General features: G+C 65.4%; 18 protein-coding genes. 7 read left to right on the plus strand and 11 right to left on the minus strand.

The annotated features are described in order from the left end of the window. Positions 1–273: 273 nt before the first annotated feature. Complete coding sequence (locus ACODS9_RS23650; RefSeq protein ID WP_489094896.1) at positions 274–1,149, plus strand: formate/nitrite transporter family protein; 876 nt, start codon at positions 274–276, stop codon at positions 1,147–1,149. On the opposite strand, the gene ACODS9_RS23655 is transcribed toward ACODS9_RS23650, so the two are convergent. Then, positions 1,146–2,240, minus strand: coding sequence for an MBL fold metallo-hydrolase (locus tag ACODS9_RS23655; protein WP_489094897.1), 1,095 nt, complete (start codon positions 2,238–2,240; stop codon positions 1,146–1,148). The two genes, ACODS9_RS23650 and ACODS9_RS23655, sit on opposite strands and share 4 nt — an antisense overlap. A 125-nt stretch (positions 2,241–2,365) precedes the next feature. On the opposite strand from ACODS9_RS23655, the gene ACODS9_RS23660 reads away from it, so the two are divergent. Beyond that, on the plus strand, positions 2,366–3,442 hold the full coding sequence (locus ACODS9_RS23660) for a diguanylate cyclase (protein ID WP_489094898.1): 1,077 nt from the start codon (positions 2,366–2,368) through the stop codon (positions 3,440–3,442). Between the two features lie 51 nt (positions 3,443–3,493). Then, positions 3,494–6,076 carry a bifunctional diguanylate cyclase/phosphodiesterase gene (locus ACODS9_RS23665; protein ID WP_489094899.1) on the plus strand — a complete coding sequence of 861 codons (2,583 nt, stop codon included), beginning with the start codon at positions 3,494–3,496 and terminating at the stop codon, positions 6,074–6,076. Between the two features lie 17 nt (positions 6,077–6,093). Here ACODS9_RS23665 and ACODS9_RS23670 read toward each other — a convergent pair whose 3' ends face one another. Next, the gene (locus ACODS9_RS23670; protein ID WP_102684698.1) at positions 6,094–6,414 is read right to left on the minus strand and encodes a DUF2025 family protein; all 321 of its coding nucleotides are present in this window, start codon (positions 6,412–6,414) and stop codon (positions 6,094–6,096) included. 183 nt (positions 6,415–6,597) lie between these two features. Here ACODS9_RS23670 and ACODS9_RS23675 point away from each other — a divergent pair, with 183 nt between their 5' ends. After that, a complete protein-coding gene (locus tag ACODS9_RS23675) occupies positions 6,598–7,812 on the plus strand; it encodes a GAF domain-containing sensor histidine kinase (RefSeq protein WP_401112286.1) in 1,215 nt (404 codons plus the stop codon). Here ACODS9_RS23675 and ACODS9_RS23680 read toward each other — a convergent pair. After that, the gene (locus ACODS9_RS23680; RefSeq protein ID WP_489094900.1) at positions 7,751–8,668 is read right to left on the minus strand and encodes a LysR family transcriptional regulator; all 918 of its coding nucleotides are present in this window, start codon (positions 8,666–8,668) and stop codon (positions 7,751–7,753) included. The genes ACODS9_RS23675 and ACODS9_RS23680 overlap by 62 nt on opposite strands. Before the next feature lie 114 nt (positions 8,669–8,782). Here ACODS9_RS23680 and ACODS9_RS23685 point away from each other — a divergent pair, with 114 nt between their 5' ends. Further along, on the plus strand, positions 8,783–9,541 hold the full coding sequence (locus ACODS9_RS23685; RefSeq protein ID WP_489094901.1) for an SDR family NAD(P)-dependent oxidoreductase: 759 nt from the start codon (positions 8,783–8,785) through the stop codon (positions 9,539–9,541). Positions 9,542–9,562: 21 nt separating this feature from the next. On the opposite strand, the gene ACODS9_RS23690 is transcribed toward ACODS9_RS23685, so the two are convergent. Further along, positions 9,563–10,342: a LysR family transcriptional regulator gene (locus ACODS9_RS23690; protein WP_401112293.1), complete on the minus strand. Its 780-nt coding sequence runs from the start codon at positions 10,340–10,342 to the stop codon at positions 9,563–9,565. Between the two features lie 101 nt (positions 10,343–10,443). On the opposite strand from ACODS9_RS23690, the gene ACODS9_RS23695 reads away from it, so the two are divergent. After that, a complete protein-coding gene (locus tag ACODS9_RS23695) occupies positions 10,444–11,172 on the plus strand; it encodes an SDR family oxidoreductase (protein WP_401112295.1) in 729 nt (242 codons plus the stop codon). A gap of 124 nt (positions 11,173–11,296) precedes the next feature. Here the strand turns inward: ACODS9_RS23695 and ACODS9_RS23700 are convergent, their stop codons facing one another. The 7 genes from ACODS9_RS23700 to ACODS9_RS23730 all read right to left on the minus strand — a co-directional run bounded on the left by ACODS9_RS23700 (position 11,297) and on the right by ACODS9_RS23730 (position 16,132). Then, positions 11,297–12,157 carry an efflux RND transporter periplasmic adaptor subunit gene (locus tag ACODS9_RS23700; RefSeq protein ID WP_401112298.1) on the minus strand — a complete coding sequence of 287 codons (861 nt, stop codon included), beginning with the start codon at positions 12,155–12,157 and terminating at the stop codon, positions 11,297–11,299. Positions 12,158–12,168: 11 nt separating this feature from the next. Next, positions 12,169–12,375 (minus strand): DUF1656 domain-containing protein, encoded by a 207-nt coding sequence (locus ACODS9_RS23705; RefSeq protein ID WP_046854496.1) that lies wholly within the window; start codon positions 12,373–12,375, stop codon positions 12,169–12,171. Continuing rightward, on the minus strand, positions 12,362–14,350 hold the full coding sequence (locus ACODS9_RS23710; protein ID WP_489094902.1) for an FUSC family protein: 1,989 nt from the start codon (positions 14,348–14,350) through the stop codon (positions 12,362–12,364). Before ACODS9_RS23710 ends, ACODS9_RS23705 begins: the two co-directional genes overlap by 14 nt. A gap of 177 nt (positions 14,351–14,527) precedes the next feature. Next, a complete protein-coding gene (ccoM, locus tag ACODS9_RS23715) occupies positions 14,528–14,644 on the minus strand; it encodes a cytochrome c oxidase subunit CcoM (protein WP_023629476.1) in 117 nt (38 codons plus the stop codon). Positions 14,645–14,779: 135 nt separating this feature from the next. Continuing rightward, positions 14,780–14,941: a hypothetical protein gene (locus tag ACODS9_RS23720; protein ID WP_172670873.1), complete on the minus strand. Its 162-nt coding sequence runs from the start codon at positions 14,939–14,941 to the stop codon at positions 14,780–14,782. 59 nt (positions 14,942–15,000) lie between these two features. After that, a complete protein-coding gene (locus tag ACODS9_RS23725) occupies positions 15,001–15,327 on the minus strand; it encodes an aspartate-semialdehyde dehydrogenase (RefSeq protein WP_476260460.1) in 327 nt (108 codons plus the stop codon). A gap of 112 nt (positions 15,328–15,439) precedes the next feature. Next, positions 15,440–16,132: a M949_RS01915 family surface polysaccharide biosynthesis protein gene (locus ACODS9_RS23730; protein WP_489094903.1), complete on the minus strand. Its 693-nt coding sequence runs from the start codon at positions 16,130–16,132 to the stop codon at positions 15,440–15,442. A 124-nt stretch (positions 16,133–16,256) separates the two neighbouring features. Between ACODS9_RS23730 and rapA the strand changes: the two genes are divergently transcribed. Further along, positions 16,257–19,103: an RNA polymerase-associated protein RapA gene (gene rapA, locus ACODS9_RS23735; RefSeq protein ID WP_401112306.1), complete on the plus strand. Its 2,847-nt coding sequence runs from the start codon at positions 16,257–16,259 to the stop codon at positions 19,101–19,103. The last annotated feature ends 16 nt before the right edge of the window (positions 19,104–19,119 follow it).

The raw sequence follows: 19,119 nt of genomic DNA on the forward strand, positions 1-19,119 counted from the left end.
CCGAGGCGCGCATTCTACGCTTTCCTCATTTGCTGTCAAGCGTTTATTTTGAAGTTTTCCAGAAGTCGCTTCTTGCAAAACACCTTCTACCTCAACAACTTACCGCTTGCCTCGTGGCGTTCAACGCTGCGAGGAGGCGAATAATACGCTGTTTGATTTCAGAGTCAACACCTTGATCTGAAAAAACTTTCGATCACCATCCGGCGGCACGTCGGCAACTATTCGCCACGGTTGCCGCTCTGTAGAGAAACACGCAAGCGGAGCGGCTTTGCCATGAGCGATGCACAGAATGAGAAGACCCCGGGGCTATCGGCGGACGAAGAGCAGGAAGTCAGCCACAACCAGCCGCCGCGGGCGGCTGTCTTGCACGAGATCATCCGTTCCCAGGGCGACCAGGAACTTGAGCGCACCCTCGTCGCCTTATGGTGGTCGGCGCTGGCGGCAGGTCTGACCATGGGCCTGTCGTTGATGGCCATGGGGCTGTTCTATGCCCGCCTGCCCGAAGGCGACAGCGCCCAGGTAGTCGCCAGCCTGGGCTACAGCGCAGGCTTCCTGGCGGTGATCCTCGCCCGCCAGCAACTGTTCACCGAGAACACCCTGACCGCCGTGCTCCCGGTGATGACCGCGCCCACCCTGAGCAATCTCGGTCGGCTGCTGCGCCTGTGGAGCGTCGTCCTGCTCGGCAACCTGGCCGGCACGCTGCTGGTGGCCTGGGTGATGCTCGAACTGCCGATATTCGACAGCAAGACCGACGTCGCCTTCCTTGAGGTGGGCCGCAAGGTGATGACCAACGACATCAGCCAGATGTTCGCCAAAGGCATCGTCTCCGGGTGGATGATCGCCACCATGGTCTGGATGATCCCGTCCATGGAGCACGCCAAGATCTGGATCATCCTGGTGATCACCTACCTGATGGCTCTGGGCGACTTCACCCACATTGTCGTGGGCTCGGTGGAAGTGTCGTACCTGGTCTGGGCCGGCGATGAAACCTGGCAAGCGTTCTGGCTCGACTTCGCATTGCCCACCCTGGCGGGCAACATCATCGGCGGCAGCTTCATCTTTGCCCTGATCAGCCACGCCCAGGTACGCAGCGACAGCGGCAAGCCTCCCTCGAAGCTATTGAAGGACGACAAACAGACCAAGGACTAGCGCGCAGCAACCGCCCGCTCGGCTCCCCTGCCTCGCTGCGGCAATGGCCGTGGCCGCCACCAGTTCTGCCCGGGATGCGGCGAGTCGAGGCTGACCCGCTCGCCCATCTGCGGCGTGCTTAGTTGCACCTGGGCGGCGTTGGCCAGGGCCAGGATACGCTCGAAGGGCTCCTGCCAACCGTGGATGGACAGGTCGAAGGTGCCGTTGTGAATCGGCAACAGCCAGCGGCCTCGCAAGTCCAGGTGTGCCTGCAGGGTCTGCTCCGGCTGCATGTGCACATTCGGCCAGGCAACGTTATAGGCGCCAGTCTCCATCAGGGTCAGGTCGAACGGCCCATACTGCTCGCCGATTTCACAGAAACCGTCGAAATAGCCGGTGTCACCGCTGAAGAACAGCCGCAGCCCTTCGTCGATCATCACCCAGGACGCCCAGAGCCTGCGGTTGCTGTCGAACAGCCCGCGCCCGGAAAAATGCTGGGCAGGCGTGGCAACGAAGCGCACGCCTTCGACTTCGGTTTCCTGCCACCAGTCCAGTTGCCGCACCTTGGCCGGCGGCACGCCCCACTCGACCAGCAGGTCCCCTACGCCCACCGGTGCGAGGAAATGCTCGGTGCGCGGTGCCAGTTGGCGGATGGCCTGCTCATCCAGATGGTCGTAATGGTCGTGGGAGAGAATCACCGCGGTCAGTGGCGGCAGGTCGCTCAGCGCCAGCGGCGGCGCATGGAAGCGCAACGGCCCGGCCCATTGCACCGGCGAGGCGCGCTCGGCGAACACCGGGTCGGTAATGAAGAAGCGCCCGCGCAACTTGAGCAGCACAGTGGAATGGCCTAGGCGCCACAGGCTGTGATCCGGTGCGTCAGCCACCTGCTGGCGGGTCATCGGCTGCAGGTTCAGCGTCGCATCCGGTCGGGTTTGCGGCGGCTTGCGCAGCAACAGGTACTTGACGCCGATGCGCAGCTTCTTGAGCACGCCATCCTTGGGCAGTTCGACCTGGTTGTGAAAGCGTCCGTCACGCTGCGGTGCCGGCTCGCCAGCGGGGATAGCCATGGGGACCATGAGCAGCAGCACTCCGCAAAAGAGGAAAGCCTTCATATTACTCCACAGGGTCGGATCAACCGTGAAATGGCTTGTAAGGTCATTTTTCGCCGATGAACGATTGTTCAACAATATTCACATTACTTATGCGATAAACGGCGCTCCACAGAAGAACGATAACCATGATCGACAACCGCAGCGGCAAGGGGCTCTCTTTCGTCAGGCGCATCTACCTGCCGCGCATCATCGGCCTGGGAATCGGCCTGTTCAGCGTGATGGCCTCCATCGCCCCGCTGAACCCACCGACCTGGGCCTGGGCCTTGCTGTTGCTCAATGGCCTGGTCTGGCCACACGTGGCCTACCAGTGGGCCCTGCGCTCGGCCACTCCCTACCAGGCCGAGCAGCGCAACATCCTGCTGGATTCGCTGATGGGCGGTTTCTGGACCGCGGCTATCCACTTCAACCCGCTACCCAGCGTCACCATCCTGTCGATGATGACCATGAACAACGTCGCCGCCGGTGGCAAACGCGTGCTGCTGCGCGGCCTGCTGGCCCAGCTGTGCGGCATGCTCCTGGCCACCACGCTGCTCGGCACCGGCCTGCAGACACAGGCCACGCAGTTGCAGGTCCTCGCCTGCCTGCCGATGCTGACCTTCTACCCCCTGGCCCTGGGCTGGGTGTGCTACCAGCTGGCGATCAAGCTGACCGAACACAAGCGCCGCCTCAGCGCCCTGAGCCGTACTGACAGCCTCACCGGCCTGCTCAACCATGGCTCGTGGAAAGACCTGCTGCTGCTCAAGTTCCAGATCTGCCAGCAGCAACGGCTGCCGGCGGTCATTGCGCTGATCGACATCGACCACTTCAAGACCATCAATGATACCTACGGCCATGTGGTCGGCGACTGCGTGTTGCGCCAGCTCAGCCAGGAGCTCAAGCGCACCCTGCGCGAGGACGACCTGGCCGGGCGCTATGGCGGCGACGAGTTCTGCGTGATCCTCCCCGGCACCCACGAAGCCCAGGCCTGCCAGGCCATGGAGCGCCTGCGCGAACGCGTGGCCGCCTACCGCAACCCGCATTTGCCGGGCTTGCGCATCAGCCTGAGCATCGGCCTGGCCGACTTTCGCCCCGACCTCGCCTCGCCCGAGCATTGGCTGGAACAGGCCGACAAGGCCCTTTATGCCGCCAAGCACCAGGGTCGCGACCAGGTCAATTTCGCTCGCGGCGAGGCCGCCACGCTCAGGCTGGCCTATCCTGACTGAACCTTCGCCCAGGCCTCGGGCGCAGACAGCAGTTGAAGGAGTCGCCCGTACATGGACAGGAACGTCGACCTTTCACCCTCCAGCCCCACCTCGCGCCTGCAGGTGCGCCGCCTGGTCGGCGGCTTCTGCGCGCTGTTCGGGCTCGCTTGCGTGTTCACCCTGGTGGCATTGTTCAACATCGCCGCCACGCTGGACCGCCAGGCGCTGGAGCAAAGCACCTTCCAGGCCTCCCAGGCGCTGGAACAACGGTTGGTGGCCTCGCGCCAGTTTCTCTCCAGCTACGCCGTCTGGGACGCCGCCTACGAACATCTGGTAGGCAAGGTCGACTGGCAGTGGGCGTATGACGAGAAGAACGTCGGTGAGTCGCTGTACAACGCCAGCGGCTACGAAGGTGTGTTCGTGGTCGAGGATGACCGCACCACCTACGCCCTGTTCAAGGGCAAACCCACCGACTCGCCGGCTAGCGCCCATATCGACACCCCCCTGGCGGCAATTATCGACGCGGCGCGCAAGGCGGCCCCGGCCCGCGAGCAGGTAACCCATTTCGTACGCTTCAACGGCTGGCCCGCCGTGCTCAGCGCCGCTGCGGTACGCCCGGACAAGGAAGTGACCGAGGCTGATGTAAAACAGGCGCCGGTGATGGTGTTCGTCGACCAGCTGACCGAAGCCAAGCTCGCAGTGCTGGGCAAAGGCGCGGGTTTGACCGGCATGCGCCTGGAGAAAAACGCAATTGCCCAAGCTGGACAACCGCATATCGCCCTCGGCGAAACCGGTTATCACCTGGTCTGGAACACACCGTTGCCGGGCCGCCAACTGCTTCACGCCTTCCTGCCACCGCTGCTGGCAGTGTTCCTGGTGCTTGGCCTGGTGCTGCTCTACCTGTTCCGCCACGCCCTGCGCAGTTCCCGGGCAATAGACGAAAGCCTGCTGCGATTGCAGCAGAGCAACCGCGCCCTGGAAGCCAGCGAGCAGCGCTTTCGCGCAGTGGCCGAAGCCGCCTCCGACTGGATCTGGGAAACCGACCGCCATCACCGCCTGACCTACCTGTCGCAGCGCTTCGTCAGCGTTACCGGCTACCGCATCGAGGACTGGCTCGGCCAGCCGCTCAACCAGTTGCTGGCCTGCGACACCACGCCCCTGCTGCCCTGGCTCGACAACGAGGCCGACAGCGACACGCAGCAACTGGCCAACCTGCGTTGCAACTACGATGACGCCACCGGGCAGAACCGTTACTGCCGCGTGTCGGCGCGCTCGATCATCTATGAAGGCAAGCTCGCCGGGTTTCGCGGCACCGCCAGCGACATCACCGACGAGGTTGCCGCCCATGCCCGCATCCAGCACCTGTCGATGCACGACGCCCTCACGGGCCTGGCAAATCGCAATAAACTGTCGCGCCACCTCGAACAAGCCCTGCTGCGCGGCAGCGACTCGCCGCCCCTCACGCTGTTGCTGCTCGACCTGGACAGCTTCAAGCCGATCAACGACTCCCTCGGCCACCCTGCCGGCGACGCGGTGTTGCAGGAAGTGGCCAGCCGCCTGCGCGATACCACCCGCGACGATGACCTGGTCGCCCGCCTGGGCGGCGACGAATTCGTTCTGGTCCTGCATGGCCTGGACAACCGCAGCGAGATCGACCGCTTCTGCGCGCGCCTGCTCGACCTGCTGCAACAACCCATCGGTTTCGAGGAACACCAGTTGCACATCGGTGCCAGCATCGGCATCGCCCAGACCCGGGCCCAGGGCTACGACGCCGGCGAACTGATCCGTTGCGCCGACATTGCCCTGTACCAGGCCAAGGCCGACGGCAAGAACACCTGGCGTTACTTCTCGCCGGAAATGAACCAGCAGATCCAGTACCGCCGCCAGCTGGAAAACGACCTGCGCCGGGCGATCAAGCAGCACGAGTTCGTGCTGCACTACCAGCCACGCTACCGCCTGGACGATCTGCGCATCGTTTCGGTGGAAGCCCTTTTGCGCTGGGAGCATCCCCAGGAAGGGCTGATCGGGCCAGACACTTTCATTCCCTTGGCCGAACAGAGCGACCTGATCGTCCCGCTGGGCCGCTGGGTGCTCGAAGAAGCCTGCCGCAATGCCCGTGACTGGCCCGAAGAGCTGCTGGTCTCGGTCAACCTGTCGCCCGCGCAGTTCTCCCGCAGCGATGTGGTCGCCGATGTGCGCCAGGTGTTGCTGGACACCGGCTTCCCGGCCCAGCGCCTGGAGCTGGAAATCACCGAGAACGTGATGCTCAACGACATCGAAGGCGCCCTTGGCACCATGCTCGCGCTCAAGGAACTGGGCGTGCGCCTGAACATGGACGACTTCGGCACCGGCTACTCGTCACTGGGCTACCTGCGCACCTACCCCTTCGACAGCATCAAGATCGACAAGCGCTTCATCGCCGGGTTGAGCAGCCAGAGCGGCAACGACCGGGCCGTGGTCCAGGCGATCATCAACCTGGGCAAGGCCATGGGGCTGACGGTGACCGCCGAGGGCGTGGAGACCGAGCAGCAATTGAAGGCGCTGGACAAGGAGCAGTGCCATGAGGTGCAGGGCTACTACCTGAGCAAGCCCGTGGACCGGGCAGGGTTCGAGGCGCTGCTGGCGAACCGCGAAGTTCGCCAGGATGCGACCTGAACGCGCTGCCACGGGACTCAGCGCAGGCTGCGCTCGGCGACGATCTCGGGCAGGTCGGTACGGTTGAGGTAGATGCGCAATGGCTCGCCGATGTTCAACCGATCGTCCACATGCTGCTCCAGCAGCAACGCCAGGCGCTCCCGGCACAGCGCCATGCGTGCATCGGCCTCGGGCCGCCAGACGAACTCGCTGCAGGGGGTGATGCTGTCGTCGGCCACGTCCATGCCGAACGCGTCCTCTGAAAACCGCACGATATGGGTGCCGCGTTTGCCGTGAAAGCCGACGAAGCCCTTGAGCTGGTCGGCGGCGATGCAGATGTCCTGGGATGTGATGGCCATGGCGTAACCTCGCAAAGAATTCGGAAGTGACGCACGCAGAGGGGGCGGTCGCCTCTGGCGGGCAACGCGCAAGTGCCAGCCTAACCCAAGTGCCAGACCGTTCGCCAAGGTTTTTCACCCCTCGCGCCAAGGCCCGCTAGACTGGATTTTCGAGCCCCTTCGTTGTTATCGGATCCGCCCCTCATGACCCAGGCCGTCACCGCCGACATCGCCATCATTGGTCGCATCAACGCCGTGCCGGCCATCCTCCAGGTCATCTGCGAGACCACCGGCCTGCGCTTTGCCGCCGTGGCCCGGGTGACCGAGAGCAGCTGGACGGCCTGCGCGGTGCTCGACACCCTGGGATTCGGCCTCGAGGTAGGCGGCGAACTCGAGGTCGCCACCACGCTGTGCCACGAAATCCGCAGCACACGCCAGACCATCGTGATCGACAAGGCCAGCGAGGACGAGCAGTACTGCCGTCATCGCGCTCCGCGCCAGTACCGCTTCGAAAGCTACATTTCGGTTCCGGTGCTACGTACCGACGGCAGCTTCTTCGGTACCATCTGTGCCCTGGACGCCGAGCCAACGCCACTCAAGGGCACGGCAATCCAGCCAATGATGGAATCGTTCGCCCGCCTGCTGGCCATCCAGATCGAAAGCGAGGAAAGCGCCCAGCGCACCGAGCGCGCCCTGCACAAAGAGCGGGCCATGGCCGAGGTGCGCGAGCAGTTCATCGCCGTGCTCGGCCACGACCTGCGCAACCCGCTGTTCGCCATCACCGCCGGTGCCGAACTGCTCAGCCAGCGCCTGACCGACGACAAGCAACGGGCCATTGCCCTGCATATTCTCACCTGCGGCCAGCGGGCCACCGAGCTGGTGCGCGACATGCTGGATTTCGCCCGTGGTCGCCTTGGTGCCGGGATCCCACTGAATTTGCAGCCCTGTCACGACCTGCCGGACGCCCTCGGCCATGTGGCCTCCGAGCTGCAGCGTGTCCACCCGCAGCGGCGCATCATCCTCGACATCGGCCAGGTCGGCGGCCTGCTATGTGACCGCGAGCGGATCACGCAACTGTTGTCCAACCTGATCGCCAATGCCCTCCTCCATGGCGACCCACAAGGCCCGGTGACCGTGCGCGCCAGCCTCAGCGAAAGTACCTTCGACCTGAGCGTGCACAACCAGGGCACGCCGATCGCCCCGCAAACCCTGCCCCTGCTGTTCGAGCCTTTCAGCCGGCCGATCTCCGGCGCGCCCCAGCCCGGCCTGGGCCTGGGGCTGTACATTGCCAAGCAGATCGCCCTGGCCCACGGCGGCCGCATGGAGGTGACCTCCAGCGCCGAGGCCGGCACGCTGTTCAGTTTTCGCCTGCCGAAGGGTCGACCTGAGACTCCAGCAGCACCGCCAGCCAGTTCATGAACGCCTGCACCCGGCGCGGCACATGGCGCTGCCGCGCATACAACAGTGATACCGGCATGGCCCGCGCCTGCCAGGGCTCGAGCAGCGATACCAGTTCACCCGCGCGCAGGTGTTCATCGACACCTACCGCCGGCACCTGGATCAGGCCGAGCCCAGCCAGGCAGGCGGCGGAATAGGCTTCGGCGTTGTTCACCGTGACCACGCCAGCCATGGCCTGGAAGCGCAGCTCGCCGCCCTGCTCGTATTCGAACCCGGCACTGCGCGCGCCGAGGTTGCGCACGTAGTGGACCAGCCGGTGGCTATCCAGGTCCTCCAGGCTGCGGGGTACGCCATGCCGCTCCAGATAGGCGGGGCTGGCGCAGTTGCGCATGCTCAGGCGCCCGACCGGGCGCGCCACCACGTCCAGGTCGCTGAGCGCGCCGATGCGCATCACGCAGTCGAAACCTTCGCGCAACAGGTCGACCTGGCGGTCGGTGCAGCTGATCTCCACGTCAAGGCGCGGGAAACGTTCGAGAAACTGCGGCAGCGCCGGCACGATGACCCGTCGCGCCATCATGGTCGGCAGGTCGATGCGCAGACGCCCGGCCAGCTCGGCGTCGTCGGCACTGAACAGGCTCTCGATCTCGTCCATGCCCGACAACAGGTCCTTGCTGCGCTCGTACAGCAAGGCGCCGTCCTGGGTCGTGTGCACCCGGCGCGTGGTGCGGTTGAGCAGGCGCGTGCCGAGCAGGTTTTCCAGCGCCCGCACCTGCTCGGAGACAGTCGAGCGCGGCAGCCCCAGGCTTTCGCCGGCCAGGGTGAAACTGCTCAGTTCGCTGACCCTGACAAAGGTACGCAGCAGATCCAGCTTGTTCATACCCATCCTCATTGTCCGATTGATACGAACAGTATTTCCGAAATCCGTGGATTTAACAGCCTATCCCCGATCAATAACCTGTCCGCAACAGCCACCCACAACGAGGTATCCGACATGACTCGCAAGATCGCACTGATCACCGGCGCCAGCCGCGGCCTGGGCAAGAACACCGCCGAGCACCTGGCCGCCCGTGGCATCGACATCATCGGCACCTACCACAGCAAGGCCGACGAAGCCCGCGTCGTGGCGGCCACGCTGGAGCAGGCCGGCGTGCGCGCCGCCATGTTGCAACTGGACGTCAGCGACAGCGCCAGCTTCGCAAGTTTCGCCGAGCGCCTGGGCGACATCCTGGAACAGCAGTTCGGCCGCCGTCAGCTGGACTTCCTGGTGAACAACGCCGGCATCGGCCTGAACGTGCCATTCAGCGAGACCAGCGAGGCGCAGTTCGACCAGTTGCTGAACATCCAGCTCAAAGGCCCGTTCTTCCTTACCCAGCGCCTGCTGCCGCTGCTGGCCGACGGCGGGCGCATCGTCAACATCTCCACCGGCCTGACCCGCTTCGCCCTGCCCGGCTATGCCGCCTACGCGGCCATGAAGGGCGCCATGGAAGTACTGACCCGCTACCAGGCCAAGGAACTGGGCGCGCGCGGCATCCGGGTGAACATTCTCGCGCCGGGCGCCATCGAGACCGATTTCGGCGGGGGCGTGGTGCGTGACAACCAGCAGGTCAATGACTACATCGCGGGCAACACCGCCCTGGGCCGGGTCGGCCTGCCCGACGATATCGGCGCGGCCATCGCCCTGTTGCTGGAGGATGGCAATGGCTGGATCAACGGGCAGCGGCTGGAGGTGTCGGGGGGCATGTTCCTCTGAGGCGCACGCTGCGCAATGCGCTCAAGCTCGGTTCAAGGCCTGGTGCAGCGCGGCGACGGCAGGAAGTGACAAAGCCTCATGGGTGATGCACAAGCCGACCCGGCGCCGCAGTGCCAGGCCGCTGCCGGGCCGCCAATAGACCCCGGGACAGCGCTCGGCCAGGGACTGCGGCAACCATGCCGCGCCCAGCCCAGCGGCGACCATGGCCAGTGCCAGTTGCAACGAACCGGCCTGGCCAACCTGCTCGCCTTCGCCGTACAACCCCATCAGGCGCTGGTGCGAAGGATGCTGCGGACAGGTGATCCAGCGCCCGTCCGGCTGGCTGCCGGTCGCCATTACCAGCACGAAGGCCTCCTCCCACAACGGCAGGAACAGTTCGTCCTCGCAGCGCTGGGCCTCGTCGGCCAGCCGCGCATCCCCGTCGCAGCCTTCGAGCAAGGTCAATTGCAGGCCCGCCACCGCCTGGCTGGCCAGGCGCACGCAAGCCTCGATCTGGGCCGGCGCGATGTCCGTCTCGATGCCCAGGGCCAAAGGCACCCGCTCCTGCCCCTGGCGAAAACGCAGGCGCAGCGCGTCGGCCTCGGCCACCATGCGGCAGGCCTGGGGATACAGCTCACGCGCCTGCTCACTGACTTCGACCCCACGGGCCTGACGCAGGAACAGCTCGGCGCCGAGGTCATCCTCCAGCTGGCGGATGGTCACCGACAAGGTCGGTTGCGCCACGCACAGGCGCTGGGCGGCTACAGTGATGTTGCGCGCTTCGAAGACCGCGATAAATGCCTTGAGATGACGGATATCCATAGATAGAACCGATGCCAGCCAGAGAAATAAGCCGTTTTTCATGGCCGAAAGGGCTATCTAGAATCCTGGCCATCGAAAGCGATTATGCCTGGGAGGCAACCATGAACAAACCCCTGATCATTATCACCGGCGCCAGCTCCGGCATCGGCGCCGCCACCGCCCAACGCTTTTCCGCCGCGGGCCATCCGCTGTTGCTGATCGCCCGCCGCCTGGATCGCCTGGAAGCGCTGGCGTTACCCGATTGCCTGTGCCGCGCCGTGGATATACGCGACCGCGCGGCGCTGGTGGCCGCCGTGGCCGAGGCCGAAGCCGTGTACGGGCCGGCCGATGCCCTGGTGAACAATGCCGGGGTGATGCTGCTGGGGCAGATGCACGAACAGGACCCGGAACAATGGGAGCGCATGTTCGACATCAACGTCAAAGGCCTGCTCAACGGCGTGCACGCGCTGGTCGGCGGGATGGTCGAGCGGCGCCATGGCACCCTGATCAATGTCAGCTCGGTGGCCGGACGCAAGACCTTCCCCAACCATGTGGCCTACGTAGGCAGCAAGTTCGCCGTGCACGGGTTGTCGGAAAACCTGCGCGAGGAGCTGGCGCCGCACAATGTGCGGGTGGTGACCATCGCGCCGGGTGCAGTGGAGACCGAGCTGCTCGGGCATACCACCGACGAGGGCATCAAGCGCGACTACGAGGCCTGGAAGGCCAATGACATGGGCGGCGTGGTGCTGTCGGCGGAAGATGTCGCCGGGGCAATCGTCTGGGCCTACCAGCAGCCGCAGCAGGTGTGCATTCGCGAGATCGTGCTGGCGGCGACTGCCCAGCAGCCTTGAGGCTGAGTACCGGGGGCGCGATGCGCCCCTTTCGCCGCGGTTCGTCGCCACGACGAGCCGGCTCCCACACCGACCGCGCCGGCCTCAGGCCATATGCAATCCCAGTGGGAGCGGGCCTGCTCCCTCAAGGCGCTTCATGCACCTGCACGCTCGCCGTCATGCCGGCGCTCAGGGTCACGCCCTCGGGCACCTGGTCCAGGCGGATGCGCACGGGAATGCGCTGCGCCAGCCGCACCCAGTTGAACGTTGGCTCCACCTCGGGCAGCAACTGCCCATCCGGCGTCGAGTTGCGGTCGGTGATCCCCCGGCTGATGCTTTCCACCTGCCCTTGCATCGCGTCGCCGGCGCCCATGAGCCAGACCTTGACCGGGTCGCCGACGCGAATCCGCGGCAGCTTGGTTTCTTCGAAATACGCCTGGATATAGAAAGTGCCATCGTCCACCAGCGCCATCACCGATTGCCCGGTGTTGACGAAATTGCCCTCGGCCAGGCGCAGATTGGTGATATGCCCGCCGCGCGGGGCGCGGACTTCGCTGCGGGCCAGGTTGATCTTCGCCACTTGCAACTGGGCCTCGGCCTCGTGCAGTTCGCCGCGAGCGACAGCGGCGTTGATCTGGGCGTTCTCGCGCAACTCGGCACTGATCGCCTCCGGCCCCAGGGCGGTGCGCCGGGCGGCCTCGCGCTCGCGCAGGCGCAACTGCTGGGTACGCGTCTCGACCACGGCGGTGGCCTGGTCGAAGGCAGCCTGGAAGCGTTCGCGGTCGATGCTCATCAGCAGGTCGCCGGCCTTCACCTGCTGGTTGTCGTGCACCTTCAAAGCGCTGACCCAGCCAGACACGTCGGGGGCGATCACCACCACGTCGGCACGCACCCGGGCATCCCGGGTCCAGGGCGTGAGCATGTAGTACTGCCACAGTTGATAACCGGCAAAAACAGCGAGGATCACCACACACAGGGTGACCAAGGTACGTACGACTGTACGCATGGACTTACTCCTTACAAAGGGCCTGACAGGCGCACCACCCCATACAGCACACAGACGAACAGCGCCGCGTCGAACAACGCCTCGTGCCAGATCCAGCGCCCCAGGGGGGTGGCCTGCACGACGAAGCGCAACAGCCCGGTGAGCACCAGCGCCAGCAACACATAGATCAGAAACGGGCTGAGCAGCACGCCGCCCAGTGCCCACTCACGCAGCCCCATGGGCTTCCTCCTGCCAGCGGCACCACTTGCCCCAGCTCTTGCGCAATTGCAGCACCGCGCCGATGGCCAGGCGCAGCGGGTCACTGGGCGGCTGACGGCGCAGGGCCTCGATGAACTCTTCACTGGCGGCGTCCAGGCGCTGGCCACGCCCCGGCGCCGGGCCGCTGGCGAGTACCGCCTGCAACTGCTGCAGATACTGGCGCTCGGCATTGCCCAGCGGTGCTTTGGCCACGGCCAGGCACATGCGCAGGTGCACCAGTTCGTCACCGATATCCAGGCCGTGCAGGCCATCGTCCCAGCGCTTGCGCTCGGCTTCGGGCAGCTCGCTGGCATGTCGCGCCAGCTGCATCAGGCGGTCGGCCATGCGCCCACCGAACCAGCTGTCGGCGCCGCGCAGGTCGCGCCGGGTCAGGCGCACCAGGTCGCCTTGCGTGGCCGCGCGTAGGCGCCGGCCAAGCCATGCCGGGTGACGCAGCACCAGCAAGCGGAACGCCATTACCGCGGCGCCCACGCCCAGCAGCATGGCCTGGGCGCTGTTGAGCATGGTCGCCACATCGAAATGCATGGCATTGAGCGGCGCCACCAAAACGATGAAGTGCAGGCAATAGGAAGTGGCGGTCGCCCCGGTACGCGGGTGGGCCATGCCCAGGGCGCCGAAGAACAGCGGCACGCCCATGCCCAGGCAGAGCATGGCGAAGCTGCTCCATTGCGGCAGCAGGATCTGCCCCACCAGGAACGCCACCGGGATGGCCAGGAGGATACCGCGCAGGAAACTCAGGCCGATCTGCGCGCCATTCTCGCGGCTGGCGAACAGGCTGCAGACCACACAGGTGAGCACCAGGCCGCCTGGCGCCGATGGCCAGGCCGTGGCCAGCCAGAAACTGCTCATGGCCAGGAAGGCCAGGGCGCTGCGCGAACCGAACAGCAGGGCAAGGGACAGGTCGCGATGGGTTGCCAGGCTCTGCGTCGCCTGCCTGGGCGCCCGCCCCTGCTCGACATCGTCGAGGGCCTGGGCGCAAGCCATCGTGTAGTCCAACAGCAAGCTCAGGCGCGCCAGGCAATAATGCTCGGCTGGGCTGATCCGCTCGTCGTGGGCGGCGTCCCAGACACGCTGGCGCAACAGCAGCAAGCTGGGCTGGTCGGGGCTGGCCAGGTGAGCGCGCACCTCGTCCAGCCATGGCGCCAGATGCCTGGCTTCGCCCTCTTCAAGCTGGCGCCACTGCCTGCGCACCGAGCGCGAGATACGCAAAAGCACCATCAGTGACTGGCTCAGGCCGCTGATTGCCCGGGCGCGTTGGCGGCCGCGGCTGCCTTCGAACCAGGCATGTTCGCGCTGGGCATCGATGGCGACGATGCGCCCGAGGCTGTCGAGCAGGCCGCTGCGTGCCTCGTCTTCGCCCCCAAGCATGGCGCTGGCCGCCTGCAGACCGTTGTGCCAGGCCTGGCGAGCCTGGCCAGCCAGTTGCTGCTCCACGCGCATGGGCCAGAGCAGCGCGCTGGTGAGGGTGGCACAGACGATGCCCAGGCAAATCTCGGTGCAGCGCGCCACGGCCTGGTCGAATACCTGCAGCGGGTGATCGATCGCCGGCAGGGCGATGATCGCCACGGTGTAGCCGGCCAGCACGAACGCGTAGGCCCAGGCGCTGCGCAGTTGGGTCGAGGCAGCGGTGCACAGGGCCAGCCACAAGGCCAGGGTCAGCAGGAACAGCCACGGGGTCTGGGCGAACAGGCCGATGAACACCACCGACATGCAGGTACCGACCAGGGTGCCAGCCAACCGCGCCAGGCCCTTCTGCACGACCATCCCCGAAAGCGGCTGGGCGACGATGAAGGCGGTCATCAGCGCCCACGCCGGTTGCTCCAGGCCCCAGCGCATCGCCAACCACAACGCCAGGCCGCCACCAAGCAAGGTCTTGATGGCGAACTTGAGGGCGAGGCTGCTGGGGGCAAACAGGGCCTGGAAGGTGATGGGCACGAAACGGACCTTGGGCGCGCAGGGGGTAATAGGAAGAAAGATAGACAACGGGAGGAAGGATAAAGCGCAAACGATTAATTAGCTAGCTAATCATCTAAACAGTCAGTTTTTCGCAGGCAAAAAAATGGGCGACCGAAGTCGCCCTAAATGCCTTGCGTGCTCGTGTATCGGGAAGGATCAGCGCTGGTTGCGCTTTTTCGAATCCTTCCAGATGAAAATGCCCAGACCGGCGAAGAAGGCCAACATCAACCCGACTGTTACCACCCCGGCGATAACCACGTTGTCGAAGAACATGTCGGCTCCTCCCTTGATGTGCCGTCATCCGATGGGTGCAAGGTAACCAATGCGAGGAGGAGGAAAATTGACCGGAGTCAATGGCGCCCGGAGCCGGGCGCGGAAGGCGGGTGCAGGGTTGACCTGCATCAAGTTTCAGCGTTTCTTCGGTTTGCCCTTGGGCTTTTTCTTCTTGGCCTGGGTCAGCGGCATGGCCTGCTCGAAGGCCTGGCGCATGTCGTCCAGGCGCTTGTCATTGAGGTCGTGAATGCGTTTGGCGCGTTCGGCGCCGAAGTCGATCAGGTTGTCTTGGCTCATGGTGGGCTCGACGGACAGCAGAGGCCTCAATAATGAAGGCTTGCCAGGGCGCTGACTAGTCAGACTTCGATATCCACCAGCAACCCCTGGCGCGTGCGCTCGCCCATCGGCACCACCGGCACGGTGTTGTCGGCATTGAGTTCCTCACCCGGGACGGCCTCGTACCGATCACCTTCAGCCTGCTTGCGCCTTTTTTGCTGGCGGCGTTGCTCGTCACGCAGCAGCAAGGCCTGCTCTTCGGGATCACGATGATTCTTCAGGTCGATAGTGCCATCGCTGGAGGTCGGCTGCGTGGGCACCACCGGCGCAATGGTCGGCGGTGGCTTGACCGGGTCGTGTTGCGAGGTCACGGGGGCGGCACTGAGCGGGATGATCGGCGGCAGCATGGGAGGTCTCCTGTAGCCTTGTTGTCGGCTGGTGGTGCGCCGCCTTGAATGACTGCGGTCGAAGGTGTGCGGCGTGTCACAACGCTGCATTGCGCTGGAGTATAGCGCGGGCCTACTCGGCGTCTTCGTCCGGGTCGTCGGGTGGAGGGCTCGACTCGCTCCATGGCCGCTTGTAGACCTGCTGCCAGACCGCATCCATATGTTCGCGCACACCTGGCGGGGCGTTCTTCAACGAGGCGCTGTCTTCGCGCTCGCCGCCAAACGGGTCTTCACCGGGCGGGCTGATCAGCGACTGGCCGGTAATGGTGTAGATCGCCTGGCCTTCACGCATCTCGATGGCGATGTCGTGGGGGTCGATACCGCCACCGCAGAAGGCATGGCTGGCCACTGTCACTTCAGCGACACCGTCCTTGTTCAGGTCGCCGACATCACTGACATCGGTATAAAAGTCGACGTCGAGGTCGAGGCCGGCGCAGGTGGTCTCCTGCTCGATCTGCCAGCGCGGCTTGAAGACATCGGCACTGGCGGCGCGGCCATACAGGGTGGCCTTGAGCACCACCTTGTCGACTTCCTCCTCGGTATCGGGGTCGGTGGCCTGGCCGTCGACCCGGCTCAGCACCAGCAGGCCCTCGCCCTCGCGGTCATGGAAATGCACGCTCTTGATCGGTGTCTGCACGCCGAGCACTTCCAGTTGCTCGACCGGGATCGGCGGCAGGATCTCGAAGCTTTTCTGTTCACAGGCGGCCAGCAGCGCCAGGCTGCCCAGGCCCAAGGTGACGTTCAACCAGCGGTGCTTGGCAAACATGTTGGCGCATGGCCCTCGTGACGGGTGTTCGTCGATGAACACGCTAGACTCACTGAGATTCTTTGGTCTGGCGCAGCCGATCCGGTAACATGGCCAGCTTTTTCATCGCGGGAGTTTTGGCAGTATGGCGCAGCAGTATCAACCGGGGCAACGCTGGATCAGCGACAGCGAGGCCGAGCTCGGTCTTGGGACCATCCTGGCGCAGGATGGCCGCCTGTTGACCGTGCTCTACCCGGCCACGGGCGACACCCGCCAGTACTCGCTACGCAATGCGCCGCTGACCCGCGTGCGTTTCTCGCCAGGCGACCTGATCACCCATTTCGAAGGCTGGAAGCTGACCGTGCAGGAGGTCGAGGACATCGACGGCCTGATGGTCTACCACGGCATCGACCCGCAGAACCAACCGCGCACACTGCCCGAGACGCAGCTGTCCAACTTCATTCAGTTCCGTCTGGCCAGCGACCGCCTGTTCGCCGGGCAGATCGACCCGCTGTCGTGGTTTTCGCTGCGCTACAACACCCTGCAGCACACCAGCAAGCAGATGCTCTCCACGCTATGGGGCCTGGGTGGCGTGCGCGCCCAACCTATCGCCCACCAGTTGCACATCGCCCGTGAAGTGGCCGACCGCATCGCTCCCCGCGTACTGCTGGCCGACGAAGTGGGCCTGGGCAAGACCATCGAGGCCGGCCTGGTAATCCACCGCCAGCTGCTGTCCGGTCGCGCCAGCCGCGTACTGATTCTGGTGCCGGAAAACCTCCAGCACCAGTGGCTGGTGGAAATGCGCCGGCGCTTCAACCTGCAGGTTGCACTGTTCGACGCCGAGCGCTTCATCGAAAGCGACGCCAGCAACCCGTTCGAAGATGCCCAGCTGGCGCTGGTCGCGCTGGAGTGGCTGGTCGAGGACGAAAAGGCCCAGGACGCGCTGTTCGCCGCTGGCTGGGACCTGATGGTGGTCGACGAGGCCCACCACCTGGTCTGGCACGAAGAGCAGGCCAGCCCCGAATACTCGCTGGTCGAGCAGCTGGCCCAGGTGATTCCCGGCGTGCTGCTGCTCACCGCCACACCTGAACAGCTCGGCCAGGACAGCCACTTCGCCCGCCTGCGCCTGCTCGACCCCAACCGCTTCCACGACCTGGCCGCCTTCCGCGCCGAAAGCGAGCACTATCGCCCGGTGGCCGAAGCGGTACAGGAGCTGCTCGACGAAGGCCGCCTGTCGCCGAAAGCCCACGCCACCATCCAGGGCTTCCTCGGCGCCGAAGGCGAAGCACTGCTGGCCGCGGTCAGCGATGGCGACAGCCAGGCCAGCGCGCGCCTGATCCGCGAACTGCTCGACCGCCACGGTACCGGCCGCGTGCTGTTCCGCAACACCCGTGCGGCGATCCAGGGCTTCCCCGAGCGCCAACTGCACCCCTACCCGCTGGCCAACCCCGAGGCCTATGCCGACCTGCCTTCGGGCGAGCGCGCCGAGCTGTACCCGGAAGTGGCCTTCCAGGCCCAGGGCGAAGCCGGCGACGACGAGCGCTGGTGGCGTTTCGACCCTCGGGTCGACTGGCTGATCGACACCCTGAAGATGCTCAAGCGCACCAAGGTCCTGGTGATCTGCGCCCACGCCGAGACCGCCATGGACCTGGAAGACGCCCTGCGCGTGCGCTCCGGCATCCCGGCCTCGGTGTTCCATGAAGGCATGAGCATCCTCGAGCGTGACCGCGCCGCCGCCTACTTCGCCGACGAAGAGTTCGGCGCCCAGGTGCTGGTGTGTTCCGAGATCGGCAGCGAGGGCCGCAACTTCCAGTTCGCCCATCACCTGGTGATGTTCGACCTGCCGGCCCACCCGGACCTGCTCGAGCAACGCATCGGCCGCCTTGACCGGATCGGCCAGAAGCACACGATCCAACTGCACATCCCGTACCTGCAGGACAGCCCGCAGGAGCGCCTGTTCCAGTGGTACCACGAAGGCCTCAACGCCTTCCTCAACACCTGCCCGACCGGCAACGCCCTGCAACACCAGTTCGGCCCGCGCCTGCTGCAACAGCTGGCCGGTGGCGACGACAAAGGCTGGACCCAGCTGGTCGGCGAGGCCCGTGCCGAACGCGAGCGCCTGGAGGCCGAGCTGCACACCGGTCGCGACCGCCTGCTGGAGCTCAACTCCGGTGGCGCCGGCGAAGGCCAGGCGCTGGTCGAGGCAATCCTCGAGCAGGACGACCAGTTCGCCCTGCCGATCTACATGGAAACCCTGTTCGACGCCTTCGGTATCGACAGCGAGGACCACTCGGAAAACGCCCTGATCCTCAAGCCAAGCGAGAAGATGCTCGACGCCAGCTTCCCGCTGGGTGACGACGAAGGCGTGACCATCACCTACGACCGTGGCCAGGCGCTGTCGCGCGAGGACATGCAGTTCCTCACCTGGGAGCACCCGATGGTCCAGGGTGGCATGGACCTGGTGCTGTCCGGCTCGATGGGCAACACCGCCGTGGCGCTGATCAAGAACAAGGCGCTCAAGCCCGGCACCGTGCTGCTCGAACTGCTCTATGTCAGCGAAGTGGTGGCACCGCGCAGCCTGCAGCTGGGGCGCTACCTGCCGCCGGCCGCGCTGCGCTGCCTGCTCGACACCAACGGCAACGACCTGGGCCCGCGGGTGGCCTTCGAAACCCTCAACGACCAGCTCGAAAGCGTGCCCAAGGCCAGCGCCAACAAGTTCATCCAGGCCCAGCGCGACGTGCTGGCCAAGCGCATCGCCGCGGGCGAGGCCAAGGTCCTGCCAACCCACGACGAGCGCGTGGCCCAGGCCCGGCAACGCCTGACCGCCGAAGCCGACGAGGAGCTGGCGCGCCTGACTGCGTTGAAGGCCGTCAACCCGAGCGTGCGCGACAGCGAGATCGACGCCCTGCGCAAGCAGCGCGAAGAGGGCCTGGCGGCGCTGGAAAAAGCGGCACTGCGCCTCGAGGCGATCCGGGTGCTCGTCGCCGGTTGATCGCCATGGCGGTCAT

Source organism: Pseudomonas sp. FG36 (assembly GCF_057809275.1).

What these genes read in the sequence shown, in the direction of transcription:
- ACODS9_RS23695 (WP_401112295.1), top strand. Translation starts at nt 10,444, where the DNA reads ATGAACAAACCCCTGATCATTATCACCGGCGCCAGCTCCGGCATCGGC.
- ACODS9_RS23685 (WP_489094901.1), top strand. Translation starts at nt 8,783, where the DNA reads ATGACTCGCAAGATCGCACTGATCACCGGCGCCAGCCGCGGCCTGGGC.
- ACODS9_RS23650 (WP_489094896.1), top strand. Translation starts at nt 274, where the DNA reads ATGAGCGATGCACAGAATGAGAAGACCCCGGGGCTATCGGCGGACGAA.
- ACODS9_RS23720 (WP_172670873.1), bottom strand. Translation starts at nt 14,941, where the DNA reads ATGAGCCAAGACAACCTGATCGACTTCGGCGCCGAACGCGCCAAACGC.
- ACODS9_RS23705 (WP_046854496.1), bottom strand. Translation starts at nt 12,375, where the DNA reads ATGGGGCTGCGTGAGTGGGCACTGGGCGGCGTGCTGCTCAGCCCGTTT.
- ACODS9_RS23660 (WP_489094898.1), top strand. Translation starts at nt 2,366, where the DNA reads ATGATCGACAACCGCAGCGGCAAGGGGCTCTCTTTCGTCAGGCGCATC.
- ACODS9_RS23680 (WP_489094900.1), bottom strand. Translation starts at nt 8,668, where the DNA reads ATGAACAAGCTGGATCTGCTGCGTACCTTTGTCAGGGTCAGCGAACTG.
- ACODS9_RS23675 (WP_401112286.1), top strand. Translation starts at nt 6,598, where the DNA reads ATGACCCAGGCCGTCACCGCCGACATCGCCATCATTGGTCGCATCAAC.
- ccoM (WP_023629476.1), bottom strand. Translation starts at nt 14,644, where the DNA reads ATGTTCTTCGACAACGTGGTTATCGCCGGGGTGGTAACAGTCGGGTTG.
- ACODS9_RS23665 (WP_489094899.1), top strand. Translation starts at nt 3,494, where the DNA reads ATGGACAGGAACGTCGACCTTTCACCCTCCAGCCCCACCTCGCGCCTG.
- ACODS9_RS23655 (WP_489094897.1), bottom strand. Translation starts at nt 2,240, where the DNA reads ATGAAGGCTTTCCTCTTTTGCGGAGTGCTGCTGCTCATGGTCCCCATG.
- ACODS9_RS23725 (WP_476260460.1), bottom strand. Translation starts at nt 15,327, where the DNA reads ATGCTGCCGCCGATCATCCCGCTCAGTGCCGCCCCCGTGACCTCGCAA.
- rapA (WP_401112306.1), top strand. Translation starts at nt 16,257, where the DNA reads ATGGCGCAGCAGTATCAACCGGGGCAACGCTGGATCAGCGACAGCGAG.
- ACODS9_RS23730 (WP_489094903.1), bottom strand. Translation starts at nt 16,132, where the DNA reads ATGTTTGCCAAGCACCGCTGGTTGAACGTCACCTTGGGCCTGGGCAGC.
- ACODS9_RS23700 (WP_401112298.1), bottom strand. Translation starts at nt 12,157, where the DNA reads ATGCGTACAGTCGTACGTACCTTGGTCACCCTGTGTGTGGTGATCCTC.
- ACODS9_RS23690 (WP_401112293.1), bottom strand. Translation starts at nt 10,342, where the DNA reads ATGGATATCCGTCATCTCAAGGCATTTATCGCGGTCTTCGAAGCGCGC.
- ACODS9_RS23670 (WP_102684698.1), bottom strand. Translation starts at nt 6,414, where the DNA reads ATGGCCATCACATCCCAGGACATCTGCATCGCCGCCGACCAGCTCAAG.